At 62.0% G+C, this 24,040-nt stretch carries 26 protein-coding genes; 4 read left to right on the top strand and 22 right to left on the bottom strand.

The window, feature by feature from the left end:
- The coding region (locus GRX31_RS16545) for a SprT-like domain-containing protein (RefSeq protein WP_442874084.1) at positions 1 to 676 on the bottom strand (676 nt) is incomplete at its 3' end.
- Positions 677 to 800: 124 nt separating this feature from the next.
- On the opposite strand from GRX31_RS16545, the gene GRX31_RS16540 reads away from it, so the two are divergent.
- Both GRX31_RS16540 and GRX31_RS16535 read left to right on the top strand, forming a co-directional pair.
- Positions 801 to 1,247 carry a LexA family protein gene (locus GRX31_RS16540; protein ID WP_160853748.1) on the top strand — a complete coding sequence of 149 codons (447 nt, stop codon included), beginning with the start codon at positions 801 to 803 and terminating at the stop codon, positions 1,245 to 1,247.
- A 15-nt stretch (positions 1,248 to 1,262) separates the two neighbouring features.
- Positions 1,263 to 2,558 (top strand): Y-family DNA polymerase, encoded by a 1,296-nt coding sequence (locus GRX31_RS16535; protein ID WP_160853746.1) that lies wholly within the window; start codon positions 1,263 to 1,265, stop codon positions 2,556 to 2,558.
- A gap of 4 nt (positions 2,559 to 2,562) precedes the next feature.
- On the opposite strand, the gene GRX31_RS16530 is transcribed toward GRX31_RS16535, so the two are convergent.
- On the bottom strand, positions 2,563 to 3,129 hold the full coding sequence (locus tag GRX31_RS16530) for a hypothetical protein (protein WP_160853744.1): 567 nt from the start codon (positions 3,127 to 3,129) through the stop codon (positions 2,563 to 2,565).
- 224 nt (positions 3,130 to 3,353) lie between these two features.
- Between GRX31_RS16530 and GRX31_RS16525 the strand changes: the two genes are divergently transcribed.
- The gene (locus tag GRX31_RS16525; RefSeq protein WP_155294248.1) at positions 3,354 to 3,620 is read left to right on the top strand and encodes a hypothetical protein; all 267 of its coding nucleotides are present in this window, start codon (positions 3,354 to 3,356) and stop codon (positions 3,618 to 3,620) included.
- A 4-nt stretch (positions 3,621 to 3,624) separates the two neighbouring features.
- Here GRX31_RS16525 and GRX31_RS16520 read toward each other — a convergent pair whose 3' ends face one another.
- From GRX31_RS16520 to pilL2, 20 genes are all read right to left on the bottom strand, one after another.
- The gene (locus GRX31_RS16520; protein ID WP_034393651.1) at positions 3,625 to 5,268 is read right to left on the bottom strand and encodes a conjugal transfer protein TraG N-terminal domain-containing protein; all 1,644 of its coding nucleotides are present in this window, start codon (positions 5,266 to 5,268) and stop codon (positions 3,625 to 3,627) included.
- A 14-nt stretch (positions 5,269 to 5,282) separates the two neighbouring features.
- Positions 5,283 to 5,711, bottom strand: a complete 429-nt coding sequence (locus tag GRX31_RS16515; protein WP_051940770.1) for a hypothetical protein — start codon at positions 5,709 to 5,711, stop codon at positions 5,283 to 5,285.
- Complete coding sequence (locus GRX31_RS16510) at positions 5,708 to 7,090, bottom strand: integrating conjugative element protein (protein WP_160853742.1); 1,383 nt, start codon at positions 7,088 to 7,090, stop codon at positions 5,708 to 5,710. Before GRX31_RS16510 ends, GRX31_RS16515 begins: the two co-directional genes overlap by 4 nt.
- Positions 7,091 to 7,100: 10 nt before the next feature.
- Positions 7,101 to 8,330 (bottom strand): TraU family protein, encoded by a 1,230-nt coding sequence (locus tag GRX31_RS16505; RefSeq protein WP_160853766.1) that lies wholly within the window; start codon positions 8,328 to 8,330, stop codon positions 7,101 to 7,103.
- Between the two features lie 71 nt (positions 8,331 to 8,401).
- Positions 8,402 to 8,830 (bottom strand): TIGR03757 family integrating conjugative element protein, encoded by a 429-nt coding sequence (locus GRX31_RS16500; protein WP_160853740.1) that lies wholly within the window; start codon positions 8,828 to 8,830, stop codon positions 8,402 to 8,404.
- Positions 8,827 to 11,772 (bottom strand): conjugative transfer ATPase, encoded by a 2,946-nt coding sequence (locus GRX31_RS16495; RefSeq protein ID WP_202396608.1) that lies wholly within the window; start codon positions 11,770 to 11,772, stop codon positions 8,827 to 8,829. Before GRX31_RS16495 ends, GRX31_RS16500 begins: the two co-directional genes overlap by 4 nt.
- On the bottom strand, positions 11,772 to 12,299 hold the full coding sequence (locus GRX31_RS16490) for a TIGR03751 family conjugal transfer lipoprotein (RefSeq protein ID WP_160853738.1): 528 nt from the start codon (positions 12,297 to 12,299) through the stop codon (positions 11,772 to 11,774). The genes GRX31_RS16495 and GRX31_RS16490 overlap by 1 nt, the downstream gene beginning before the upstream one ends.
- Positions 12,286 to 13,734 (bottom strand): TIGR03752 family integrating conjugative element protein, encoded by a 1,449-nt coding sequence (locus GRX31_RS16485; protein WP_160853736.1) that lies wholly within the window; start codon positions 13,732 to 13,734, stop codon positions 12,286 to 12,288. The genes GRX31_RS16490 and GRX31_RS16485 overlap by 14 nt, the downstream gene beginning before the upstream one ends.
- Before the next feature lie 9 nt (positions 13,735 to 13,743).
- The gene (locus GRX31_RS16480) at positions 13,744 to 14,811 is read right to left on the bottom strand and encodes a TIGR03749 family integrating conjugative element protein (RefSeq protein ID WP_160853734.1); all 1,068 of its coding nucleotides are present in this window, start codon (positions 14,809 to 14,811) and stop codon (positions 13,744 to 13,746) included.
- A gap of 2 nt (positions 14,812 to 14,813) precedes the next feature.
- Complete coding sequence (locus tag GRX31_RS16475; protein ID WP_016446100.1) at positions 14,814 to 15,554, bottom strand: PFL_4703 family integrating conjugative element protein; 741 nt, start codon at positions 15,552 to 15,554, stop codon at positions 14,814 to 14,816.
- A complete protein-coding gene (locus GRX31_RS16470; protein WP_160853732.1) occupies positions 15,551 to 15,922 on the bottom strand; it encodes a TIGR03750 family conjugal transfer protein in 372 nt (123 codons plus the stop codon). Before GRX31_RS16470 ends, GRX31_RS16475 begins: the two co-directional genes overlap by 4 nt.
- A 48-nt stretch (positions 15,923 to 15,970) precedes the next feature.
- Positions 15,971 to 16,342 (bottom strand): DUF2976 domain-containing protein, encoded by a 372-nt coding sequence (locus GRX31_RS16465; RefSeq protein WP_160853730.1) that lies wholly within the window; start codon positions 16,340 to 16,342, stop codon positions 15,971 to 15,973.
- Positions 16,343 to 16,380: 38 nt separating this feature from the next.
- Positions 16,381 to 16,617: a DUF3262 family protein gene (locus GRX31_RS16460; protein WP_160853728.1), complete on the bottom strand. Its 237-nt coding sequence runs from the start codon at positions 16,615 to 16,617 to the stop codon at positions 16,381 to 16,383.
- A gap of 15 nt (positions 16,618 to 16,632) precedes the next feature.
- On the bottom strand, positions 16,633 to 16,944 hold the full coding sequence (locus tag GRX31_RS16455; protein ID WP_043792128.1) for an integrative conjugative element protein, RAQPRD family: 312 nt from the start codon (positions 16,942 to 16,944) through the stop codon (positions 16,633 to 16,635).
- A 20-nt stretch (positions 16,945 to 16,964) separates the two neighbouring features.
- Positions 16,965 to 17,717 carry a TIGR03747 family integrating conjugative element membrane protein gene (locus tag GRX31_RS16450; protein ID WP_160853726.1) on the bottom strand — a complete coding sequence of 251 codons (753 nt, stop codon included), beginning with the start codon at positions 17,715 to 17,717 and terminating at the stop codon, positions 16,965 to 16,967.
- Complete coding sequence (gene traD / locus GRX31_RS16445; protein WP_160853724.1) at positions 17,717 to 19,972, bottom strand: type IV conjugative transfer system coupling protein TraD; 2,256 nt, start codon at positions 19,970 to 19,972, stop codon at positions 17,717 to 17,719. The genes GRX31_RS16450 and traD overlap by 1 nt, the downstream gene beginning before the upstream one ends.
- Positions 19,973 to 20,044: 72 nt before the next feature.
- On the bottom strand, positions 20,045 to 20,626 hold the full coding sequence (locus GRX31_RS16440; RefSeq protein WP_202396607.1) for a PFL_4695 family integrating conjugative element protein: 582 nt from the start codon (positions 20,624 to 20,626) through the stop codon (positions 20,045 to 20,047).
- A complete protein-coding gene (locus tag GRX31_RS16435) occupies positions 20,623 to 21,120 on the bottom strand; it encodes an integrating conjugative element protein (RefSeq protein ID WP_160853722.1) in 498 nt (165 codons plus the stop codon). Before GRX31_RS16435 ends, GRX31_RS16440 begins: the two co-directional genes overlap by 4 nt.
- Positions 21,121 to 21,176: 56 nt before the next feature.
- A complete protein-coding gene (locus GRX31_RS30885; protein ID WP_237426705.1) occupies positions 21,177 to 22,286 on the bottom strand; it encodes a hypothetical protein in 1,110 nt (369 codons plus the stop codon).
- Positions 22,287 to 22,366: 80 nt separating this feature from the next.
- The gene (pilL2, locus tag GRX31_RS16425) at positions 22,367 to 22,870 is read right to left on the bottom strand and encodes a PFGI-1 class ICE element type IV pilus protein PilL2 (protein WP_160853720.1); all 504 of its coding nucleotides are present in this window, start codon (positions 22,868 to 22,870) and stop codon (positions 22,367 to 22,369) included.
- Between the two features lie 556 nt (positions 22,871 to 23,426).
- Here pilL2 and GRX31_RS16420 point away from each other — a divergent pair.
- Entirely contained in the window at positions 23,427 to 23,960 is a 534-nt protein-coding gene (locus tag GRX31_RS16420) for a hypothetical protein (RefSeq protein WP_160853718.1), read from the top strand.
- The last annotated feature ends 80 nt before the right edge of the window (positions 23,961 to 24,040 follow it).

The following is a 24,040-nucleotide window of genomic DNA, read 5'->3' as shown; positions in this document are numbered from 1 at the left end:
TGGGCACCGTGTGGGCCACTGGCCGCACTGCCTGCGCCAAAGCGGGTACGGTCGCCATTGGGGGCGTGGTGCCGGCCATGCCCTGCAGCTGCGTGGCCATGCTCCACTGGCCGCTGAGCACGTGCTCGATCGCAGGAAAACGGTCGTACCAACTGATCTGGAAGCTGTCCGTCAGCAACTGCTCGCATGCCCCGAGGAAGGGCCCTCCTGCGATGGCGTAGTCGGCCATCATGTCGCCCGTACGCTTCCCTCCGGGCCGGCCGGTAGATGACGGCATCAAGCCTATCGCTTCCATCTTTCCGGCCCACTCCTCGTTGTGGTAGCGCCCCCGCCCCGGCTTCCCGAAGTGGTGCTGCCATAGATGGGCCATCTCGTGCACCAGCGTCTGCAGCGTCTCGATGATCGGCACGGCCGCGAAATAGGCGGGGTTCAGGGCGATCTCGTCCGTGGTGCTGCCGTCCAGCGACGCAAAGCGCGCGGCCGAGAAGTACCCGCAGGTACGTTTTTCTCGCTGTAGCGTGATCAGGCAATGGGGCAGAGCATCGTCGAACAGGCGCTGGTTGAAATGCTCGTACGCCTGCTGCAACTCGGAGTAGGCCGCACGAGTGGGCGTGGCGCGCAGGGGCAGTGCAGATGCTGGCAGAACGATGTGTGTGGCGGGATTGGCGACAAGCATGTTTGTATTGTGCAATACAAACATGGCTTGACCCAGCCGTCCAGGAACTGCTGCCATGGGGAAGTTCGTCTAAATCCTGGCATAGCGCCGTATACTGTACATAACCACAGTATCGATAAAACCCATGACCAACGCTCACTTGCTCCCCCCAGAGCCGCCCGTCCAGCTCAGTGAGGCTGCCTGCTACGTTATCGCCGGCGATGCTTGCATCCGAGCGGGGTTTCCGTCGCCGGCGGCCGACTTCGGTGGCAAGCGAATTGACCTCACAAGCACGCTCATCACGCATCCCCAGGCGACCTTTCTGCTGCGGGTTGCCGGGAGCTCCATGTGCGAGGACGGCATCGATGACGGAGATCTGATCCTTGTAGACCGAGCGATCAAACCTCAGCATCGCCACATCGTTGTTGGGGTGGTGGACAATGATTTCACGGTCAAAAGGCTCCACTGCGCGGGGGGCAACATCCGCCTGCAGGCGGCGAACGCGACCTACCCTGACATCGTGCCTAGGGAGGGTCAAACCTTGGTGATTTGGGGCGTGGTCACCGCATGCATCAAGCGCTTCCGGGCATAACCTGAAGGCTGTCCAATGTTCGCGCTCATCGATGGCAACAATTTTTACGTCTCGTGCGAGAGGGTGTTCCGGCCCTCGCTGGCGGGCCTGCCAGTGGTAGTGCTCTCGAACAATGATGGATGCGCGATCGCCAGGTCAAATGAAGCCCGTGCCATCGGGGTAAGCATGGGCCAGCCATGGTTCGAGTTCCGACATCTCCAGCACACCCATGGGCTCGTTGCGCTCTCCGCGAACTTCGCGCTTTATGGAGACATGAGCGACCGGATGATGAGCATCGCTGCAGGCTTAGGTCCCACGCAGGAGATCTACTCGATCGACGAGTCCTTCATCGGTGGGCTGGAGGGGATACGCGACTTGAGCCTTCGGGCCGCAGCCGTGCGGGAGCGCATCCTGCAGTGGGTGGGCATCCCATGCTGTGTGGGCATCGGCCCTACAAAAACGCTGGCGAAACTGGCAAACCAAATCGCCAAGGCTGCGGAGCGCAAGCCAGGCAGCTATCCCGGCGACCTGGCCAGGATCTGCAACCTTGCAGAACAGTCTTCGGAACGCCGGCAGCAGTTGTTGCGTGCGACCGCTGCAGCCGACGTGTGGGGGGTGGGCAGACGCATTGCTGCTGACCTGGCGGATGTCGGCGTGCTCTCGGCCTGGGATCTTGCGCAGCTTGACTTGGCCATGATCCGTCGACGCTGGAGCGTTACGTTGGAACGCACTGTGCGCGAGTTGCGAGGTCAAGCCTGCATTGAACTGGACCTAGCGCCGGCGCCCAAACAGACGATCGCTTGCACACGATCTTTCGGCCGGCCGGTGAGCGAGTTGCAGCCTTTGCTTGAGGCTGTGAGTGAGTATGCAACCCGCGCAGCTGAGAAGTTGCGAATGCAGGATGGTCTGGCCAGCCAGCTTCAGGTTTTCGCGCACACTTCGCCGCACCGGCCTGGGCCGCGCTTCAATCGTTCTACGGTCATTCCACTACGACCTACAGCCGACACGCGGCAAATTGTCTTAGCAGCCATTTCGGGTGCGCGTGCAATATTTGAGCCAGGCTTTGACCTGATCAAAGCTGGCGTGATCTTGCTCGATATTACTGGGACCGATGCAGTACAGGCAGAACTACAACTTGAGGAGGCACCTGGCCGAGATCAAGGCAGATTGATGAGTGCAGTAGATAGGATTAATAGCCGATTTGGTAAGGGTACGGTGCACGTCGCAAGCACGGGGCAACAGAAGCCAGATAAAATTTGGGAGATGCGTCAAGAGCGCCGCACTCCAAGATATACAACTGAAATTTCTGAAATCCCTTTGGTGCGCGCTTGATTATTCAACCAAGCTTTAATGTTTTATTGCATTCTTGAACGATTTTTCCGTACTGTACGGTACGGAAATTAATCGTTTGTAACGTAGGAACAAACGAGTATTCAATTCTGCCGATTTCGGGTTTTTCGCCAAAAATAGCGCAATAATTAGGCAGATCAGTTTGTTTTCCATTGCTCTGAGGCCAAGGCGTAACACGCAAATTGCACACGCTGTAAATATCGTGGGAACTCGCGCCGTTGGCAGGCGGATCGCAACGCTCTGACCCCGCACTGGAGAACATACTAAAAATGATTCGTCTAGGCCCCTTGCGGACATCACCAATCAGTAGAAAGACAGGGTAAAGACCTCTCTCATTCCGACGCACCCGAGAAAGGTCTTCGGACCAAAGCTGCTTAAGAATCTGCTGCTCCTCAGCAGTTCCAGTAGATGGAAAATTTGTACTATTGAGTACCACGGTGCGCATGGGAGTCCAAATCAACGAACTTTTTTCCTGCGCTTCTGTGACAGACGCTGTTACAAAAAAGAGGGCGGCGATGGCCGCGGGGAGCATACGAGTAGAAGGCATAGTCAAGTGTTGGAGCCGCAAAAGCGGCGGACAAAGAGGATGCACAGAACTTTACACGTTCGCGTGCAAGCGTTACGATCTGTCAACCGTTGAGGCTCACGTCAGCGGTGGCTTGAGAGCTAGGACGGATCAACCTAGCACATCGGGAACGCTCCTTATGAGGCGTCGGGTTTGGGCCTTGTGCCGCACCGTCGATGCCTGTGGTCCAGTTCTAAACTCTAAGGACGCTCATGTTTGGTTTTTTTCTTCGCTTTTTTATCGCCTCCCTGAAGCTCATAGGGAAAATTATTTTCATCCTCGCGGGAGCCGTTTTCTCGGGAATTGCAAATGCGTTTTTCTCGATGATCGATAGTGATGATGGCTCCGCTGGTGAAACAGAACCGGAACATCAAAAGCCGACTATCGTTGATAGAAACAGCGCGATGCAAGCATTTGGTTCCGGTGAATGTGGCGCAGCCGAAGTGGCTCAATACTGGAATTTTGAAGATAAACGCTGAAAGATCATCGACCAATCTTTCTGGCAATTTTTCCTCCACCGGCTTTTGAGCTTTGTGCCGCGCTGTTGGCCATGTGGCTACCACCTTTTATATCGTCTATGCCTGCGGTCATATTATAACCAATCCAGGTCATCATACTCGTCCAAATCACTGGGAGACCTATAAAAAGAAGTAGCAAGAGTATATTTAATATCATCCGCTTATATAGTTGTGGTTGCCCGGAACTAAATACTTGGGTAATTTCTTGCATGATGGCAGAACCTGAAAATCCCGGGTACATGGCCTCTATAAGCCGCGCATCAATCCATCGCGCAATAAACCACATCACAGCCCAGAATTTCACGGTAAAAATTGCCATCGCTCCGATGAGCATCATTTTTAGGTCGTAGCCGCTGAGAAAAACGATTAGCGGTAAAAATGTGTATAGCGCCATTAATACCAAGGCCTGCACCATGGGCAAGGCGTTGAGCAGAGGAATCATGGCTAAAGAGGCTTCCAGCGCTTTATTTGCCACACCGAATGTGCTCGCCGCCCCGACGATGGACCTGCCGATATTCGTGGCAGTACCGTAGTCGTCACCCATGATCCGATCTGGTGATACGAAGGTTGGATTGGCCTTCTCAAACCCTAGCCGCGCAACGCTGTCCTTTGCTTCGTCGGCATTGGCGAAGGTCAGCGTGTTCTGAACTTTTTGGGTCAGGTTTTTCCAGGTGCTGGTGTTGTTGATCAGGCGATCACGCAGACCTGTCGATGCAGATTCCCACCATTGCGTGCAAGTGGGTCGGCCCCAGTCAGGGTTGACGTAGCCATGCTCCGGGGAGCCTTCAGGCGCCGGCGTCTGGATGTACTCGACGTCGCGCGAGAAATCGATCGCCCAGCCTGGCACCGGGTTGTAGGAGCGCATGTTCGGATAGAAGCCTGCCTCGGTGCGGAAGAACTGGCTGCCGACCCAGTCCACATCGGTCGGCCCGTAGCCGCTGCCCTCGGCGAGCAGGGCTTTGCCGGTCGGGGAGATCTTGCTCTTGTCCATGGCCAGGTACTGGCTGCGTGCGGGGATGAAGCACTCCGAGTAGAAGCGCTGCAGGTCATAGAGCAGGCCTGGATCTTCGATGGTCGCCATCCTGGCCATGTCCTCGATCATGCGGAGGTCGCGGCCTGCGTTGCTCAGGCCGGCGCGGAAGGCACCATTGACACCGGAGCTGATAGCCATCGTGGAGTACCACCACAGCGGCACATACGACAGGTTGCCAGCCTTGCTGAATGAGCCATTGACGGCATCCGCCATGGCCGTGTCGTAACCCGACCTGGTGCCGCCCTTGAGCGAGACTGGCTGCGGTTCCGACCCATCGAAGCTACGAGCGGGCACATAGGTCATGTTGACGTTGTGCAGCGACGTGATGGGTGTCGTTGCAAAGCACATGGACATCACGAACAGGGCCGTGATGATCCGGGTCTGGACGGACTCCAGCAGAGACCTCACGCCTTCAAAGCCTTGGCCGCGGTCCTTGGCTTCATGCCAGGTGCGGAAGACGATCAGCGCGAAGGGCAGGGCCACCAGGCCGGTGCCGACGATGATCTCGCCGATCAAGTTGGCGAACGCCCAACCGTACATGGTCGTGAAAAGCTCAAGATAGCTGTCAAGTTGCATGCGTCACTCCTGCATTAGTTGAACCAGCCGAGCACGGCCCGGGCGAGGTTGCCTGGCCCGATGGGCAGGGCGATGAGATAGAGGGCCAGGAAGCCGGCCGCGCGCCAGCGCATCAGGAGGATCTCGCGGTGCTCTGCCTTGCTGACGAAGCCACGGCGCCGGCCGTAGGCCACCAGGCGACGCCAGCGAGCGATGATCCACACGCACAGGAGGACCTGGGCAAGGGCGCCAAGGCGGGACGCGTTGCGAAACCAGGCCATGAGCTCCAGCACCTGGGCGGGAGCCAGGCGGATCAGCACGCTGGCCACCAGCGTTGCGATGGCCAGAAGGCCTATCGCGCAAAGGAGCCAGGGAATCCAGCCGCGCAGCCACCAAGGCGAGTGGTGAACGCTCGGGGAGGGCGGTTCATGCACGTCGATGTCGCTGCGAAATTCCTCGTTCATCGCTGAGCTCCCACATGGCCATCGACCAGGGGTGCCCGATCTGCACGACCGCCGCCGGCGGCGCCTGCTGCAGCCGCGCCAGCTGCCAGCTGGTTTTGCATGATCGCCAGCGCTGTGTCGCCGGTCATTTCCTTGCGGATGCGGAACTCGAACATCATGTCGTCGATGTACTGCGTCAGCCGGTCGATGCGCTGCTGCACTTCGTTGTTCACCTGCTTTGCGGCCGTGGCCTGGGGCAGGCTCATGCCGGAGATCAGCGCGTTGCGCGCGATCAGCGCCTTGTCTATGACCTTGTGCATGGCGATCTCCTGCGACAAGCGATTCACGGCCACCGAACGCATATCTGTAGGCAGCTTGCGCACAGCATCCATGAGTTGCGGGCTCACGGCCATGCCCGGCGCGCTGACCTTGGCCAGGTCGGCCTGGCTGGCAGTCTCTGCCGTGGAGAGGGTCCGCATCGTGGGCAGCACGCTTTCGAGCTCCTGCTCGTACTTCGGCGCCAGGCCTGTGGCGGTCACGGTCGCTGTGGGGTTCGGGCAGCTGGCGTCCTGGGTGCAGAGATAGATCTTCTGGTCGCCCAGCACTTCGGTGCTCCATTTGGCCAGATCCTCGGGAGCCTTGAAGGCCTGGACCAGGCGCGTCGATGACAGCGAGGAACTGCCGTAGTTGGCCGTGGCGATGGTGCTGGCCGACTTGTTGATCGTCACGTTGTAGCCGGCCACGGCCAGGTCACGGATGGGCTGGATCGGTGCTGTGCCGATGCCACCAGCCCGGGAGCCAAACACCCAGTCCAGGCCCTTCTTCTGCGCTTCCTCGTTCTTGTTGATGTCCACCTTGGCTTGGACCACGTCGCCGGACAGCGAGGCCTTGATCTTCCAAGCATCGCCCTTGGCCAGGGCAATGTAGTCCTCGTAGGGGTCCTTGCCGGACTTGATCATCGACTCCATCTCTTCGCAGCTTTTGAGCGAAGAGGCGACCAGCAGATCCGCCTTCTGGCTGAAGTTCTGAAAGAGCTGATACAGGCCTGGTTGGGCGCGCTGCAGGAAGTACAGAGGCAGGGCGGCGATGCCGGCCTGCACAGCCCCGGCGACCGTGGCACCGAGGTTCTGGATGCTGTTCATCAGCGTGGACCAGGACATGCCGATGTCGAACTTGCCGCAGGAATAGTTGGCCCGCACGCCAGCGCTGAGCTGGGTGGACAGGGAGCCCCGGTTGGGTGCCATGCCGCTGGGCGAGCCGCCGCCCATGCGGTAGTACAGGCTGGAGGACGAAACGGGCTGTGCTTGCGCGGGCACGCTGAGGGCGGTCAGCGCGCAGGCCACGGCGACACACGAGATGGCCTGCAGCGCCTTGGGCTGCCGGCGAGATGAAGCAGTCATCGGTGATCCTTCAGGGAACGGAGAAGAGAAAAATGCCGCGACGCTGGCAGCAGATGTAGTGCTGCCAGAGATTCCAGGCGTAGCCATCGGCTGGATCTGTCTGGCCATCACCGAAGGTTGTCAGCGACAGGGAGTCGTTACCGCCAAACGTCAGGCAGGAGGAGGCCGGCCTGGGATGCAACATCTGCCACTGGTGGCCACGTCCGCCAAAGTAGACATGGCTGCCGCTGGGTGGCTCCACCTTTGTGTAGATGTGGGGCTGGGCCGACTTGTAGATGATCGAAGCGATCCGCTCAGCCAGCACCGCCGAGGCCTTCACGGGGTGCGACTGGATGATCTCGCCGGTACGCGGGTAGGTCGGCCCCCAGGTCTGGGTGTAGCCGCTTCCGACTTCTCCGAGGCCAGGCACCCACGACTGCGGATACAGCATTTCCAGCGGAAGCACGCCGCGCCAGAAAGGGGCATCGATCTCCGTCTGGATGTGCAGTCCGAAAAGCGTGGCGCCGCCAGGGCAAAAAAGCATGGACCCGCCCGTTGCGCCGGACACCATGCTGCCCAGCTGCTGGAAGCCTTCCAGCCCGCCCTGGATCTGCTGCACGGTTTCGGCGATCTTGATGACCTGGCCAATGCCCTGGATGGACTTCATGATGGTCTGCAGGCTCTCCAGCATCTGGGCGGGTGCCTCCAGCATCTTCTTGGCGTCCGAGGCGACGGTGTTCGCGATGTCCTTGGGCACTGATGCCCACTGCCGGCCGATATTGGGCATCTCCTGCGTGGGGAATTTGGCAAGCTCGGTGACGGACGGAATGGTGAGCGTGGTGGGCATGGAAACGCTGCCGCCGGCGACCATGGCAGCCAGCGCACCGGCTGGGTTGCCGATGGCATCGGCGCTCTTGTAATTGGTCATGGCGGAAGGCGTGTCCAGGCCTCCAGCGGACGAATCAAGGGTCCGGCCGATGATGGAAGAGCCTGCGGCCGTCAGCGTGGTGGCCACCAGCGTCCCGAGATCGGCCCATGGGTGCATCAACGGGTCGTTGTAGGTGCTGACAACCACGTCTGGCACGTAGTGGCTGATCTTGATACTGGTCTCGATCCAGCAGAAGGTGAGCTTGCAGCGCAGGAAGAAGCAAACGCCCTCCACCATGTACGACACGCACGAGGGCGCGGCCGCAGCGGTGTAGCCGACGACGCCGGGCGTCGTTATGGCTTTGGCGGGAGCAGGGGCCAGCGCCAGGGTCATCGATGTCACCGCTGCAGCGATCGACGTGAGGAGGGTGCGACGACCACGCTGACTTGTGGGACGTGTGGTGCTCATCGACGGCCTTTCGACTGCAGGTACAGGCCCACGGCGTGGTCCACGTCTGCCACGCCATAGATCACCGAGTTGCGATTGATGACGATCGCAGGCAGGCGGTCCAGGCGATAGTGGATGGCCAGGGACATGCCGTTGGCAGCATTGACGATCTGGTCCTTGTAGCGGGCACGGATGTTGGCCTCCTGCTGCAGCATGTAGGCCTTGGCCTGGGCCTCATCCATAGGCAGGCGGATGCTCATCTGCTGGCTGATCTGGGCCATGGCATCGAGCCGGAAAACGCGCAGCGCGTAGGGTGAGTTCTGCTGGGCCCGAACATGGGTAGCGGAGTTCGCGAACACCTCGACGGACGTGACGGTGGCGGCACTTTGGGCAGCGGCGCCGACGGCGGCCATGCTGAGCAGGGCTGTGGCAAGGATCTGCTTCATGCCCGTGCCTCCGCCAGCCGCTCGGCCACCTTGTATGCGGCCTCGACCATGGTGCAGCCATGCTCTTCCATGATCCGGCGCCGCTGGGCTTTTTCATGGCCTTCGGTCATGGCCAGGGCGATAGGCAGAGCCGGTGGCACATTGCGGAACAGCCATTGGCCCAGCGCGCTGATCAGCACGCCCTCGGTGTATTTGGGCGGCTCCTTCTTGGCGGATTCCATCATGGCCCGCTGCTCCGGGGTGAGGTTTCGGAAGCGCGCCACTTCGTGGATCTCGGACTTGTCCATGGTCAGCAGCATCCAGAACTCGCACATGGAGAGCACGCGCTCCATGGAGTCGGGGAAGTCACGCAAATTCTGGGTGGCGAGCCAGAACCAGATGGAGAGCTTGCGCCACATCTTCGTGGCCTTGGCCAGCTTGGGGCCGAGCAACTCATTCGTGGTGATCAAGTGGCCCTCGTCTGTGAGCTTGACCAGGGGCCGGCCCTCGGCCTGGTACTTCTCGCCGCGCGATTGCACCGAGTCGATCAGGCTGGAGTAGGCCAGGGCCAGGGCATCGCCGTAGCCATCCTTGGTGAGCGTGCCCATTTCCACGAGCGTCACATCGGCATCAGGCCAGTCGCCGCCATAGCTATTGAACAGCGTTCCGCGCAGGCCGATGGTGAAGTTCATCATCGCCTGGCCCATGTCCTCGGCGCGGCTCTGCCGTTGCGAAGACAACGAGGGGTCGCGTTGCATGCCCATGAGCTCCAGGGCCACGTCCTGAGTCAAGGGGTGCTTGCGTTGCTCCTCCTTGGCGCGGACAGCGGCCCGAATGATGGCGCGCGATACCAGGTAGCGGTCAGCACGCGACATGCGATCGACTTCTGCTTTCTCGCCACCCGTGATCATGAGGATGGCCGAAATCAGCATCTCGCCCATGAAGTCGCGCTTTTCGTCCTCCTCATCCTCCTCCGTCACTGCAGTCGCGGCAGCTGCCGGATGCGCCGGCGCCAGGGCAGGGGTGCTCAGCGCGTTCTCGACGGAGGCCATCAAGGGCGTCCCATCTGCAGCCTCATCGACCTGGACGCCGGCCGAGGCACGGGCGCGCTCCTCGGCGGCATGGTAGGAGCCCATGATGTCCTGGTCTTCCAGCAGCTTGAATGCATGGACGAAGGGTGGCAGCGATTCCTTGCAGTCAGGAGAGAGAGTGACGCGGTGCACGCTCAGCCCCTTGGCCGCCATGTCGGCCACCAGCAAATCGAAGGATTCGCCGGCATCGACGATCACCATTCTTGGGCGGTGGATGGCCATGGTCATCATGGCCAGGTAGTTCAGCGTGGCGGACTTGCCCGCGCCGGTCGGGCCGAGCGTGAGCATGTGGGCGTTCTTCTTGCGGTCGCGCTTGTTCAGGGGATCGATCCACAGCGGCTCGCCGCCACGGTTCCAGAACCAGAAGCCCGGGTGGGGCGTGCCGCGTGAGCGGCCGTAGACTGGCATCAGCGCGGCAATGTGGCTGGCGAATGTCAGGCGAGAACGACTCAGGTACTTCTTGTCGAAGTCCACATCGAAATTGAAGGGCAGAGCCCGCATGAACGTGTCCAGCGGCACCAGGTCCTGGCGGGGATCGATGAAGCGCAGGCCCGATGGCCCCAGCAGCGCATTGGCCTCGGTGACGGCCTTGTCCAGCTCGGCCTTGTCGCGGCCGGTGAGGTACAGCGTCATCATCATCGGGAAAAGCTTGTCTCGATTGCCGATCATGTGGTGCAGCACTCGCTCGCACTCCGCGTGTGTCTCCATGGCCTGGGGCGTGTGGGCGCGCGACTTGTCGCGGATGCGCGTGATCTGCCGCTCGACCTGGTCCTGCCGGGAGATCACCACGGTCATCGACAGCATGGAGCCGGCCGGCAGGCGGTCGAACCTGGCGAAGGACTCCTTGCCCGTCTGTGTTTCTGCCGAGAAATGCCCAATCGACGGCTCGCTGCGCATGTTCTGGAGCGTCAGCGCCTTCACAGGGATGCCATCGAACTCGAAATAGCCACCGGCATGGTCGGCGCGCGGCTGGGACAGGGACAGGGACTCGGCCAGATCCCAGTCGAGCATGGTGGCGGGCTTGGGACCGGGGTAGGGGTAGGTCTTGATCAGTTCGCCTGGTGTCGGTGCCCACGGCACATCACGGTTGAAGAAGGGCAGCAGCCACTCGTAGAAGTCCTTACCATCGCAGCGCCTGGCAGCGATGCCTGCTTCGTTGAACGTGGCCATCAGAGTCGTGGCCACGGATTCCATCTGCTGCTGGGGTGTGCCTGGCTCGGATGCCGCGCTGGTGAACTTGCGGTAGATACAGCAGCGCACGCGCCGCTGCTGGCCCCGCCAGACCTGTCCCGTGACCTGCGTATCCGTGAACAGGCCCTGGGGCCGGGAGGCCTGCTCCAGGTGCTTGCGGAACTCCTGCAGCACCGACTGGGTGTATTCGGAATTGATCACATCCTGGCCCCGCGCCGGGTTGTCCTTGTGCTGGCTCAGCACGTAGTCATGGAGGTGCCGTTGCAGCTGCTCGATGTTGCGGTCGTCATTGACAAACCACTGCACGATCCAGGGCGTGGTGTCGGATTCGGGCAGGGCCGTGATCGCTTCTCGCACCTTGTCGCAGCGCTCTTGCAGGTAGCTCAGCGGCTGGGCCTCGGTGGCCACCGGATCGAGCTCGAACATGGCGCCCCAGGTGGCGCCGTCGCGCATCACGAAAACCTGCTCGCCCGGCGAGTAAGTCACGTAGGGCAGCATTTCGGTGAAGGAGGGAGGGCGCTGCGCCATGCGCTGGCGGTCCCCTACGGTCATCGGTCGCTCAGCTGCAGGGGCGGACACATCACGAGCAGCTTGGCCAGACGAGGGCGCCGAGGTGGACGGATTCGACGGGGTGGACGAAGTCTTGGCCTTGCCACCCAGAATCAGATCGAGAATGTTCATCAACGGGCCTCCCCGCCGACGGCGCGGCCACTGAAGGCGGCGCGGCCGCGCTGCAGATCCTCGGTGGACTCGCCGGGCATGGCGTACTCGGTGGACTCGTACATGGGGAAGACCGTCACGTAGCCCGGCACCGGGTATTTGCCTCGGGCCAGGTGCGGGTAGACGACCATCACCAGGTCGGGGTTGGCCACACGAGCGAAGCGCTGCTGCATGGGTTCCAGCGCCGACCAATAGCGGGCCGTGCCGCCGTCGCCGTGGGCGATGGGGCGGGCCTGGGAATCGCGTTCCAGCCGGTCGCGTGCGGTCTCCTTGGCCGAGGCCTGCCTGGCCCCCTGCTCGGCCCTCTGGGCGACTGCCTGGCCGGGCAGGCTCTTGCCACGGTAGATGTCCAGCAGCGTGGGGCTGTCCTTGGTGACTTCCTTGAGCGGCGATTCACGCGGGCCGGTGACAGAACAACCGACGAGGGTGGCCGCGGCCAGGGCACAGGCCAGGAGTCGGGTGGTGAGGAAAGGCTTATTCGAGGCCATAGCGGGCTCCTGACAGGGCATTTGTGGCTTGCGTGCGGTGCACGACCTTGCGTGGATTGACGGGCTTGTCGATCTGGATCTCGCGGTCCAGGTGGACGACCAGCTGGGCTCCGGAAGGCGTCACGACCGCGTCGAAGCTGCTCTTGAGGCGCTCGGTGAGCCAGCGGGTCAGTTCTTCGGTGGCGGCAGATCCCATGCGGCCCAGGGCGAAGCTGCCGGCGTTGCCGGTGACCGATGCAGAGGTCGAGTCGCCGCGGTTGAGCGTGGTGGTCTGGGCCTGTGCCAGTGCCTCAGCGGCCACACCCAGGCCCTTGGCGCCGATGATGTCAGTGAGGTAGGTGGGCGCATTGGTCACGAACTTGCCCTGGATGCAGGGGTTGCCGTGCAAATCGCTGATGAAGCCGAGATCGGCATTCGATGCCGAGGACAGCCCCCCGCTGGTCGATGAGCCGCTGCGGCGTGCTGACACCGTGCGGATGGCGCCGTCGGCGAAAACGAAGGTCATGCTGCGCACCTTGCCCTCGGTGCAGGACAGGGCCATATCCCCGATGGCCACGCCGGTGATGATCATTCCGGCCAGGTCCTCGGGCAGCTCCCAGCCATTGGCCGCCAGGTTGTCGCGGCCCACCATGGCTTTGAACTGCATGGGATCGGTCACGCGCCCGTTCACGGGCACGCGGCCGATGAGGCTGGTCATGGCCGTCACGCCGGCCAGAGTCGAATTTTCCGGCAGGGTGTAGTAGGGCTCGGGTTCGGGCTTGACGGCAGCTGCAGCCTGCGCTGCGCGCATTGCGGAGCCGCCCTGGCCTGCAGGGCCGGGAGCCACCTCAGCTGCTCCCGGTGCACGCACGTAGCGCGTGGTGGACTTGCCATTGGCCGTACTGGTCTGCTTGGTGTAGCCCATGGGCGCGAGCACCTCGTAGCCCGACCCGGAGCCCATGTCGAACGCGGACCCGGCGCCCGTGCCATACGAGCCTTGAAGGGGCGGCTGCGAAGCACCTGCAGGGCGTGGACCGCCGATGTTGCCGAAGGCATCGGAGGCGTTGCCCCAGGCATTGGCGATCACATCGACTGGGCCGGTACCAGGCTGGCCGGAACCCGTGGTTGTGGCAGGCGCAGAAGGCGAGGAACTTGCTGCTGCAGGAGCTCCATTCATCGTCATGCGCTGCTGCATTTCACGGTTTTCGCGGGCAAGCTGCTCGTTGGCCTGGATCACCTTCTGGATATCGGTGCGGAGCTCTCGATTGCTTGCTGCCACCGTGGCCAGGGTCTCGGCTGCCGTGTCTTCGTCCGCGCCGGCCGTGGCCGGCAAGGGCACAGCAGCCATCGGTGCAGCGGCTGGTGGCGCGCTGCGGCCCATGAAGAAAATGCTGACCACGCCCGCGAGCGTGAGAGCCCCGAGGATGGGGATAAGTTTGTTTCTTGGAACAGCCATGTGTCTCCCCTACAGGCAGGACTCGAAAGAACGCTCGCAGACCAGGTAGATGGCCGTCGTGTCGGTGTCGCTGCCGGCGGGGCCGAGCCGGCCGTGCTGGGCCGTCGCCGCAATCCAGCGGCCGCGCACGCTCTCCAGCGGCACCTCCATGGCGAAGCGCGATTTGTTGGTGATGCGGACCGCAGTGACGTACAGCGCGCCGCCCTTCCACTGACCCACAGGCGCAGCATCAACATTGGCGCCGCGCAGCAGGGCGGGGACAGGATCTGTGCTCACCGCCACTTGCATGACGCCAGGTGCTGCGTTGGCCAGTCGGCGCGGTGCATAGAGCTGGCGTGCTGCGTGGCGCGTCAGCTGCACCATGTCGATGCCCGCGCCTCCAGCTGCAGACGTGACCTCATCGGCAGAGCGCGCCGAGGGGTTGGGCACGCTGCCGGGCTCGATGACGGACACCTGCAGCTCGCCTTTGGAGGAAGTCGCGCGTGCTGGCTTGTCCGCGACTGCGACCAGATCCATGGGGATCTGCTGGCCGCTGTCCACGAGCTCGGCCACGATGCGGATGGGCACAAAGGGCACTAGGGCGGTCACATAGATCGTGCCGCCGATCGATTCGATGCGCGCCACGGCCGAGATGTCGCTGGGCACATGCAGCAAGGCGTCCGAGGGCAACGTGACCAGGCGCTCCTGCCCCACGGTCAGGTTCACACGCACGGGCTCCCGGGCGAACACTGTGCGCTCGGCAGGGCCAGACGCAGTGCCGCTGAGCGGGGCAGGGCCTACGCGGCGAAGCGTGGCCTGGGCCGCTGCGCTGCGCGCGATCGAGCCGCGTGCTGCTGCCGCCAGGGGTGCCGGCACGCTCATGCCGGCGACGGTGCTGCTTGCGCCAGAGGAGGCAGCCTGGCCCAGATCGATGTTCTCGGCAGGCTGGCTAGCCTGGGCATTGGGCTTCTCGTTGGCGAATTCAGGAGGTGGACCTGAAACATTCAGGGGTTCGACCTGTTGGGCGAAAGCGCCCTGCAGGGGCTGGAACAGCAGCAGGCCAGCCAGGCCGCATGCGAGGATTTTGCGGTGTTGCATGGTCAATCGACGGAGGTGTCGCGGGGCAGGCTGGACGGGGAGATCACGCTGGGTAGGCGCGGCGCCGCAAGGGTGGCCTGCACCGGGTTGCCGGCTTTGAGCTCAGCGGGGTTGAGGCGCGCTGGACGGTTCGCGCCAAAGCAGTCCAGGGCCAGACGCCAGGGGTTGCGCTCTCGGTCCACGTCGAAGCGCACCACGCGCAGCGGGTAGCGGATGAACACATCCTTCACGCCCTGGCCACCGAAGGTTTCTGTGACCTGCATGTCCAGCAGCACGGTCCAGGCGTCGGGGCCTTCGCTCAGCACACGGTTCTCGGAATAGGGGAAGCCGGGGATTTCGGTGATCTGGCGCGTGCGCTTGCGCAACTCGCCCTTGCCCTGGCGGGTTTCCATATCGGCTTGCAATTGCGCCTGGCAGCGAGGCGTCAGGTAATACTGCATATTGAAAATTTGCTGCCCGTAGTCCTTGACACCATCGGTCTGCCAGCGATTGATCTGCTGCCAGATGTAGTAGGCAAAACCGTAGACATTGGGCTTCGGCACGGGGGAATGACCACCTGTGACATGCACCGTGTCACCGGCGCGCACATCAGGCGCCAGGTGCACGTCAACGCTTTTTGGCTGCCTCCAGGCAAACCAGACAGCGAATATGGCCAATACAAGCAGCGCAAACTGGCTGGCCATTTGCCTACGGCTGTGCCTCCGCTCCATTTCTAGAGCGTTCATATATTTTTCACTGCTCATACTTTTTCTTTGCTTTTTTGGCTGAATGGATCGGAATCGATTCTCCGGCCCAGTTCCATATAGCCGTCGTGAGTGATGTACCGGCTTTTGACTATGCCTTTACGGGCAAGATAGATGCGAAATGCCTGGACATACCAGCGTTCAGGCTTTGAACGTTTGATGCTTTGTAGGTAAAAGGATGAATACCAGATGGTCACCATCGGCAGGGCAATCCCCAGCACGAAGATGAAGTGCCAGTAACCTGTCAAGAAGAACAGGCCGCCCCCCAGCACAACGCTGATGGCGAGAGAGGCACCGCCAATATAGCTGGCCTCAGTAGCCGACATGCCATTGATAATGGCAGGTTCCGCGTTGACTCTGTCCGTCAAGGGGGCACCACGTCTTTCTTGCGGTTGCTGATCGCTGGCCATCGTTAGTTAAGCGAGGACGGACAGGGCGTAATTCGCCATCATGACAATGAAAACGATCAATACGAGACCGACAATGAAGAACTCTTTAAGATCGGCGAATTCGGCCTGCCCCCGAGAATATTCATTCCATTTCCGCAAGCCACCGCCCATCACTTTGATGAACGCCCAGCCAGCCAGGACGAGCGCAAGAATGCCAATCCCAGCCTTGAACCAGGCGCCCATCTGCCCCATCCAGTCGCCATCTTGCACCTGGGCACCACCGATGCCGCCGCCTTGGGGTGTCGGGATGTTGGGAAGAGCAGCGAACACGCTTTCGTGAATCATCACCGATACCAGAAGAGTTGTTTGAACCAATTTGGAAAAAATCGATTTTTTCATAACGTCCATCCTTGGAGCATAAAAGGTAGTTGCAAATACTAAATCCAGGCCACGAATGCAAATATTGCACAGACGATAACAATCACGGTTATCACCGATTCGATTGCATCATCCTGCTCGATCTCGCCATCGGTATAGGCCTCCAGAATCATTTTTCCGAACCATGCGGCAATAACCAGAATCACGCCAAAAACCAGCGTGATAACAAAGACTTTCATTCGCGCTGGATCAACGCCCGATGCGTCCATGAATCCCGCTTTCATATCGCCAAACATGGGTTCGCCCCTTGATTACTGCCGGTAGTCGCCGCGCAGCGGTGCCACGGGGCGAGGTTGGCGGGGTGCGTCGATGTGGGTGGTGATGCCTTGGCGCAGCATTTCCAGATCGCGCTGCAGCCAGTCGTAGCGGAACTTCACACGCTGGCCTGTGGGTGCGCTTTGCTCGGCCTGGCCCACCATGACCTGAACCTGCTCGATCTCGGCGGCGATGCGCGCCAGGCGCTCACGCTCCAGATCGTCGTCGGACACCGTGGCCCAGGCCGATGCCGTGGTGGCCAGGATGCCGATCACGAGGATGGCGAAAAGCGGGCGGGGGGATTTCATCAATTTCTCCTTCGGAAAAGTCATGCGTATTTCTTGAAAGCGCCCACGGTCGTGGACAGGGAAGCGGCCACCAGGACCGTGAAGATCAGCACCATGTAGGCGGGGTTGAAACCGGGGAAGGGCCATGCGAGGTACAGGCTGAACCCGCCCGTGAGAGCCCAATGCGTGTAACGCTTGCTGTGGTGGTACACGAAGGAGGATTCGCGCCCACCGATCCAGCGGCGCCGGTCCCGGCGCACCAGGCCGTCGATCACGCCCATCAGGCACGCAAGCACGAACGCCGGCATGGCATAGGCCGCGATGCTCAGGCGCAGCACCACGTCCTGGGCCACGAGCATGCTGATCACGGCCCACTCGGCCGCGATCTTGGAGACAACGCGCGTTGCTGCGCCCACGGCCTGCAGGGGTGCAGAAAGCTTGGCCATGGCCTGCATGGGCTCATCGGTGAGCGATCGCTGATACCAGCGCAGAACGCCGAGCTTCTCGTAGGGCCAGCGGACATAGCCCAGCAGCTGCAGAGAAAAACCCACCGTGTCGGGCACCAGCACGCTGCGCGGAGCGACAGCGATGTACTTCAGGTCCTGCTGGAGCACAGACTGGGCGTGCGGGATGCCCTGGCCTTTCCACACAAACATGCTGCCGCCGATCTCGATGACCATGCCCACCAGCCAGCTGGTCAGCGTGATGCTGACCAGGCCGAAGGCGATCTTGACCACCAGGTCCACAGGACCGACCGTTGGAGCCTTGGAAGGCATGCGCTGCGCGGTTGCCATCAGCGATGCCCCACGATGCTGTCGATCACGCCGGTGCTGCGCAGTGCACTGGACTGCGCGCCTGGCGCGGCGGTGTACTCGGAATCGGTCTTGGCGCCGCTAGCCAGGTCTGTGCCTATGAGCTCATGACCGCCAACACCCAGATGGTTGTGCCCCATCCAGTCGGTGTCGGCTGCCCAGGTCTCGCTGGTGCGGTAGCGCCGCTTCATATCCTCGGCAACAGCCTTGAGGGACTTGGGCACGAATGGATCGTTGGTGGTGTCGGCCAGGGGGATGCGGATCTTGAATGGCCGGTTGCCTTCCAGCAGCGCGAAGGCCTGGCCCTGGGGTAGCTCCAGGATGTCCGAGGGTTCGATCAGCGGTGCCTTCGTTGTGGTCGCAATGTCATCGTTGCGACTGGTGAAGTCCACGCCGTTGCCCGTGGCAGCCGTGTCCGAGACCCCGGACACTGGCGTCAGGTGCGTCACGTTGACCTGCGGCACCTGGTCGGTCAGCAGGCTGGCCGTCGCGGCTGAGCGCACGCGCAGCATGCACAGGTGGTTGAAGTTGTCCAGGATCTGGCCGGCCTTGGCTTTGTCGCCCACGCGGGCCTCGATGTCGAACACGGACTGCGTGTAAGCCGTGATCTGGAACCCTGAGCCACCGAGCTTGTTGACCATGGGCACGAACTCGGGACCGGCGATCTCATTGACCTCATCGAAATGGCAGCAGACCTTGGGCAGCTTGAGCTTGCCCTCGGTGGCGTGCGGATCGAGGCCGGTTTTGTAGAGCCGGCCGCCCACGCTCACCAGGTCAGACAGCATGGAGTTGCCCACGGCCGAGGAGACCACCGAGTCGGACAATGCGTCCAGGCCGGCGTAGACGATGCCGCCCTGGCGGAAAACCGTCATCCAGTCGAAGATCGGCCGCTGGTCATTCGGGTCGAAGTAGTCAGGAGAGATGAGCTTGCCCACGGCGCCCGAAGTGAGCTTTTCCAGGAACGGACCGAGCGAAGCGATGATCTTTTCGTAGAAAGAGCGCTCGTAGCTGACGGCAGCGGCCAGTCCCAGCAGCACCTTGTCAGCTGGCTGGGACTCCTTGATCCACACGTACATGGCCTGGATCTCGGGCGGGCGGTCTTGCATGCTGCGAGACACCGGGATCGCTCCTTTGACAGGGAGCAGCTTTTGGATCTCTGCCAGTCGTTCCTGGTAGTTCTTGTACCGGCCCTGCGCGGCCTGGGCGCGGTAGAACATCGCGGCATAGTCCATGAACAGGGGATCAATGCCGGTCACGTCCTTCAGCAGGGACTCGTAAGTTGGAATCCGGCCCAACGCGACTTGGGCCTGGGCCACGATGTTCGTGAAGCGCCAGGAGAACTCCTTGAACGCTGCGCTGTTGCCAGAAGAGGGCAGGGCGTTGGTGGCGCGCCCGGCGACTTCGGTGATGCGCGCAAAATTCCCGATGCCGTTGTAGCGGGCACTGATCTCGGGGTAGCCCAGGTGGAACAGGTAGAAGCTCTTCTCGCGGCCGGCGCGGCGCGCTTCGGCATGCATGCGCAGCATCAGTTCAGCGTCACCCTTGGGATCGATCACGATCGTGACGTGGCCGGCGTGGATGTCCTGAGTGCACAGCAATTCCAGCAGGCGCGTCTTGCCCACACGCGTCGTGCCCATGACCAGCATGTGTCCGTTTCGAGAGCCCTGGCGCAGCAGCACAGGCTTTTCGTCCTGAACGCCCACGCCATGCAGCACGGGTGAGCCGCCCAGATCCACGCCCGAGGCAAATGGATTGGCTGGTCCACCGATATCCACTGCACGACGAATAAGTTGGCGAAGCAGGCTATCCGTCTTGGTCTCGGCCCATTTGCGAACCTGCTCGCCGGCATTGGCCAGGCGCATTTCGGCAGGAGAGGGCTTGACGTACTCACGGACCTTGACAGCCTGGGTGTCCAGCTTGCGCTGTGTATGCAGCTGGGTCCAGGCGAAGCCTTCGCCGAGATACAGGTGGTCCTTGGTACCCGGAAGCTGGTGTGGCGCCACTCGGGTCATCTTGGTGAATTTGAGCCCGCGTTGATAGGCGTACACCGAATAGGCTTCGCGTGCGCGCTTGCATCCGAAGCCTGCAGCGATCGCAGCAGTCACGGCACCAAGGGAATGGGGCATCATCAACGCCCACGGAGCAGCTGCAGCCACACCGGCAATCCCGAAGGCAGTGGCAGCGCTCCAGGCCTCTACCGGGGGCCGCAGCAGGCCTTCCATCACCCCCTCACTCATGGCTGCCTCCTGTGACAGGGCTGGAACATGTTGCGGACCAGCGCGTTCCAGAAATGTTCCAAGCGCAGGTTTTCATTGGGAAGACCTCGGCGTTTGCTGGAACATGTCTTGGAACAGGATCTGGTACGCACGTCCGTTGGAGTGCACCAGCACCGGGTACGCATTGGCGCCTGCAGCGACCAGTTGCTCGGACATCCAGCTGCCCGTTTCCGGCGCCAGGCGAAGCGGCATGGCCAGCCGCTGCAGAGACTTGAAGGCCAGGGGACTGCCGGCCTGCACCACGATGCCAACCGCCTGCAGCTGCACCAGCTGGTCCTTGTTGTGAGCGAGCCAGCGCATGGAAAGCTCATCGGCCGCCAGGACAAACACCGGCTGTGTCATCCAGGCGCCGTCGAAGACTTGCAAGCCCTCCTGTGCCAGCACGCCTTTACGCAGGATGCGTGCGCCAAACGGGAAGCGAAGTCCGTCGAGAACCCCCGGGTCGTCCGCATCTCCCACCAGCTGAGCGACATAGGGTGCGAAGGGCACACTGCGGCCGCTGTCGTGCAGCACCTCCAGTTGAGGGGACTCGGGCACTGGCTGGCCGGCGAGGGCTGGAGCCGCTGCAGCAGCAGCTGAGCACAGGACAAAAGCACAGAGCATGCGGAGATTCATCGCCGAAGCGCTCCACGCGTTGGGACCGGCGTGCCGGCAGTGGGTTGCGGCTCGATGATCTGGGTGCGTGGCACGCCCAGCATGTCGGCGGCGCCGACCGAGCTATGCACCTTGGGCATGCCCTCGAAGCTGATCATCGGGTCGTTGGGGAACAGCCGTGCCATGGCCGCTTGCATCTCGCGCTCCCACGCAATGGAGCGCTCAACGTCCGCGCGGAAGATCCGCGCCATGCGCTCGGCATACTGCCGGCGCTCTGCTTCGGAGCGCGCGTGGATGCCCAGGATCTCCAGCGGCGAGAGCTTCTCGACGGAGAAATTCGCCCGCGGCCCGAGGGCCAGCACCTTGGCCCGGCGCATTTCTTCGGCGTTCAAGCCCCACATCTGTTGGATCTGGCGGTCGGTTTCGTCGGCCTGGCTGCGCGCCTGGGCGGTGTTCGCTGCTGTGGAGCTGCCTTCGGTGGCATGGGTGGTGCGGACCTGGGCCACCACCGGCATGCATGCCACCTGTGCCAGCAGAAAGCCCGTGCTGAGGCAAATAGCGGCTCGCATGCTCAACCTCCCTGGCTCACGGAGAGAGTCAGGCCAGGGCTGCCCGGGGCCACAAAGGTCGCTGTGCGCGACACAGGATCGGCAGATTTGAGAGCCATGCCGTTGACCACGTCGCCAGGGCGCAGCACGCGCATGCGGCGGTCGCCTGGGATGCCCGAGGCCACCACGACGGAGGGCTCACCGTTCCACATATCGACTGCGATCAGTTGGCCGGAGAGCGCAGGCACCGCTGGCTTATCGGCGGGCACTGCCTTGGAGGGGGAATTCTTTTGCTGAACTGCAGGCCGCGAAGTCGCGGCCCTGGCGGGCTGGGCTTTGACCAACACGCGCGGTGCTGCTGCAGCGGGCCGGGCCGCGATGGGTTCGGTGATGGTCGGCGCGGGCGCAGGAGCCGAGGAATGGGCCGGAGCGACTGCAGTAGCAGTCGTGGGCGAGGGGGTAGGCGCGGGCGCAGCCTGGACCACGGCAGGAGCGGTGGATCGCGCTTTGGCATCCTGCTCGCGCATGCGGGCGAGTTGCTGGCTCAACTCAATCATCATCGCTTCCATGCGCTGCATGCGAGCTGCAAGCTCTGGATCAGCGGCAGTAGAGGAAGCGGCAGGAGACTGCACGGTGGGGGCCAAGCCAACACTCGCCTCGGAGGTAGAAGCGACGGGCATCTGCTGCTGAGGCTGCGATGGCTGAGCCACGGCGAGCTCATCGGGGCCGGTTGCAGTTTCAAGCGCCGATATGCCCAGTTGGTCCAGGCCCCCCAGCCGTGGATCGATCGGTGCACGGAACTCGTCCGGACCACTGGGCTCAATCGTGCCCACGGTCGGCAGATTGGTCCCAAGAAGATCGGGAACCTGGCGGATGGATGGTCCGTACTGGAGATAGCCCAGCAGTGCGATCCCTGCCAGAGACACGGCCATCAAACTGCGCCTTCCCGTGGAAGAGTTGAGGATGGATTTTTTGGCTGCCCTGGCTGAACCGGGAGGCGCGGAAGGCTCGTCAAACTCAGGCGCATCAGCTTGGGCCAACGTGGCAGCAGCCGAAGGATCTCCGCCTGCAGCATTGCCGGGTCGATCCTGCGCCTCAGGAGCCGGGTCCTGCCGCGCTTCGACGTCTTGCATCCACTCCAGCCCGCCGATGTGGGGGGCGAAATCCAGGCCTGGCACAACAGGGTGCCCCGGTGTATGTGCTGATTGCCCGCTCATTGCTCTTTACCCGATTTGGCAGGAGACACGATGGGCTGCAGTCGGCGCGGCGGCTGTGCGCCGCCGGCATTGCCCAGGACGAACCACACGCGGCGCGTGACATGGTCGGTTTGCCAGGTCCAGGCCTTGCCCACCAGCACAGCCAGCATGTCCTGGACGGAGTAGGGACCGAGGGTGCGATGCGCCTCGGGCAAAGGAAGTCCCAGAAAGCGCCGGGCTTCGGGAGACAGCGCCGTCTGGTCGGCCAATGCGTATCCAGTGCGCAGCAACGTGTAGTCGATGGCCTCGCCAATGGTCGTGACCTGTTCCCGGGGAAAGGTGATCTGTGCAACGAGCGCCAAAGGCTCGCTCAGGCCCAATTGGGGCTGCGCATCGGCGGTGGTGTAGCGACCGAGTTGCAGGCGCTTATTGCCGTCCACCAGGGGCGTGTTGGCGTAGCAAACGCCGGCCGCCAGCCATGCCATGCCAGCGATGAGAAATCGGTGCGAGTGCCGGGACATGCGGGAGAAACTCCAGAAGAAAAATCCCGGGCCGCATGACGAAAGAGGAGGAGAAGACATGCGGCCCGGGGAAAGAACGCATTCGCGTCCGCCGGTCGGCATGTTCGGATTTGGTGCACTTGCTCTCAAGCGTAAAACGTGCGGTGCATACCGAACGTTTTACGCTTGACATGCAAGTAAAAAAAGGGCAGGTGTTGAAATGGCTTAGCAGCCCACAAGCAGAGGGCTGCTTGCTACAGGGAAAAGGCTTCTACCGGCTTACAGGCCCTACCCAAAGGGCGCGGCTGCTCCTCAAAATTGAGGAGCAGCCGCAAAGGACTTACTGGTACTGGGAAAGGGGTCTGACAGGATAGGGGGCTGGATTGCTGCGCCGGGGCGGCGCAGCAATCCAAAAATGGCCCATGGCCAGAGCCATGAGGCATATAGTCCCGATCGCATGAGAGCCCGGTTACACGCCTTAACACAAACGGGTTTGAATATCAAGCGTAAATCGTGCGGTGCGAAGTGATCGATTTACGGCTGACTGCATCGACGCATCCCTGTACCGTGCGCGGCCATGGATTCACCGTCGTTTCGCAGCCAGCACATGCCTGTTCGCCCTTCACAGGAACACCCATTTTTAGGTCGTGATCCGCTCGATCATGGCTGCGCAATCTTCACAGTCATCGAGTCCCTGCAGCAGCTTGGGCTGGAAGGCAGGACCGCGCGGCTGCTCAGCTGGCTGGGCCGATTTGAAGGGCTGGAGCGGCACCTGGAAGAGGACTCCGATCCGGTGCTGTCTGTGCGCCAGATTCTCCTGCGGCATGTGGCTGATCAGCCAAGATGCGAGGTGGCCCAGAAAGGCCTGGCAGATGCGACTTGGCAAAGCATCGTCCACACAATCGTGGCCCAGCCCTTCGTGCACGTGTGTTGCGATTGGAGCATGGACGGGCTGCGGCCTCGGATCCGCTGGGACCCTAGCGAGCACACATTCCTGCAGTTCGTTGGTCTTGGCCAAGCTCAAGAAGACCTTGCTGTCTGGAGTCCGGCTGAGTGCATATCCAGCAGGGTCCGACGTTTCAAGGCTGCTCTGCAGCATAGGCCTTTGTGAGAAAAACCAATCCGCACCAGCGCCGGATGGAGAGTGCATCTAGCGAGCAATTAAGTCATGCAAACATGGCGATATGGAGC

Origin of the sequence: Delftia sp. CH05, assembly GCF_009827015.1 — a bacterium.
Lineage (GTDB): Bacteria > Pseudomonadota > Gammaproteobacteria > Burkholderiales > Burkholderiaceae_C > Comamonas > Comamonas tsuruhatensis.
Note: the sequence above shows the minus strand (reverse complement) of the source record. Positions and strands in the feature narration are given on the sequence as shown.

Excerpts from the sequence above, each read along its gene's own strand:
- GRX31_RS16540 (WP_160853748.1), top strand. The coding sequence starts at position 801 with ATGACCAACGCTCACTTGCTCCCCCCAGAGCCGCCCGTCCAGCTCAGT.
- GRX31_RS16535 (WP_160853746.1), top strand. The coding sequence starts at position 1,263 with ATGTTCGCGCTCATCGATGGCAACAATTTTTACGTCTCGTGCGAGAGG.
- GRX31_RS16525 (WP_155294248.1), top strand. The coding sequence starts at position 3,354 with ATGTTTGGTTTTTTTCTTCGCTTTTTTATCGCCTCCCTGAAGCTCATA.
- GRX31_RS16520 (WP_034393651.1), bottom strand. The coding sequence starts at position 5,268 with ATGCAACTTGACAGCTATCTTGAGCTTTTCACGACCATGTACGGTTGG.
- GRX31_RS16515 (WP_051940770.1), bottom strand. The coding sequence starts at position 5,711 with ATGAACGAGGAATTTCGCAGCGACATCGACGTGCATGAACCGCCCTCC.
- GRX31_RS16510 (WP_160853742.1), bottom strand. The coding sequence starts at position 7,090 with ATGACTGCTTCATCTCGCCGGCAGCCCAAGGCGCTGCAGGCCATCTCG.
- GRX31_RS16505 (WP_160853766.1), bottom strand. The coding sequence starts at position 8,330 with ATGACCCTGGCGCTGGCCCCTGCTCCCGCCAAAGCCATAACGACGCCC.
- GRX31_RS16500 (WP_160853740.1), bottom strand. The coding sequence starts at position 8,830 with ATGAAGCAGATCCTTGCCACAGCCCTGCTCAGCATGGCCGCCGTCGGC.
- GRX31_RS16495 (WP_202396608.1), bottom strand. The coding sequence starts at position 11,772 with ATGAACATTCTCGATCTGATTCTGGGTGGCAAGGCCAAGACTTCGTCC.
- GRX31_RS16490 (WP_160853738.1), bottom strand. The coding sequence starts at position 12,299 with ATGGCCTCGAATAAGCCTTTCCTCACCACCCGACTCCTGGCCTGTGCC.
- GRX31_RS16485 (WP_160853736.1), bottom strand. The coding sequence starts at position 13,734 with ATGGCTGTTCCAAGAAACAAACTTATCCCCATCCTCGGGGCTCTCACG.
- GRX31_RS16480 (WP_160853734.1), bottom strand. The coding sequence starts at position 14,811 with ATGCAACACCGCAAAATCCTCGCATGCGGCCTGGCTGGCCTGCTGCTG.
- GRX31_RS16475 (WP_016446100.1), bottom strand. The coding sequence starts at position 15,554 with ATGAGCAGTGAAAAATATATGAACGCTCTAGAAATGGAGCGGAGGCAC.
- GRX31_RS16465 (WP_160853730.1), bottom strand. The coding sequence starts at position 16,342 with ATGAAAAAATCGATTTTTTCCAAATTGGTTCAAACAACTCTTCTGGTA.
- GRX31_RS16460 (WP_160853728.1), bottom strand. The coding sequence starts at position 16,617 with ATGTTTGGCGATATGAAAGCGGGATTCATGGACGCATCGGGCGTTGAT.
- GRX31_RS16455 (WP_043792128.1), bottom strand. The coding sequence starts at position 16,944 with ATGAAATCCCCCCGCCCGCTTTTCGCCATCCTCGTGATCGGCATCCTG.
- GRX31_RS16450 (WP_160853726.1), bottom strand. The coding sequence starts at position 17,717 with ATGGCAACCGCGCAGCGCATGCCTTCCAAGGCTCCAACGGTCGGTCCT.
- traD (WP_160853724.1), bottom strand. The coding sequence starts at position 19,972 with ATGAGTGAGGGGGTGATGGAAGGCCTGCTGCGGCCCCCGGTAGAGGCC.
- GRX31_RS16440 (WP_202396607.1), bottom strand. The coding sequence starts at position 20,626 with ATGAATCTCCGCATGCTCTGTGCTTTTGTCCTGTGCTCAGCTGCTGCT.
- GRX31_RS16435 (WP_160853722.1), bottom strand. The coding sequence starts at position 21,120 with ATGCCGGTGGTGGCCCAGGTCCGCACCACCCATGCCACCGAAGGCAGC.
- GRX31_RS30885 (WP_237426705.1), bottom strand. The coding sequence starts at position 22,286 with ATGCAAGACGTCGAAGCGCGGCAGGACCCGGCTCCTGAGGCGCAGGAT.
- pilL2 (WP_160853720.1), bottom strand. The coding sequence starts at position 22,870 with ATGTCCCGGCACTCGCACCGATTTCTCATCGCTGGCATGGCATGGCTG.
- GRX31_RS16420 (WP_160853718.1), top strand. The coding sequence starts at position 23,427 with ATGGATTCACCGTCGTTTCGCAGCCAGCACATGCCTGTTCGCCCTTCA.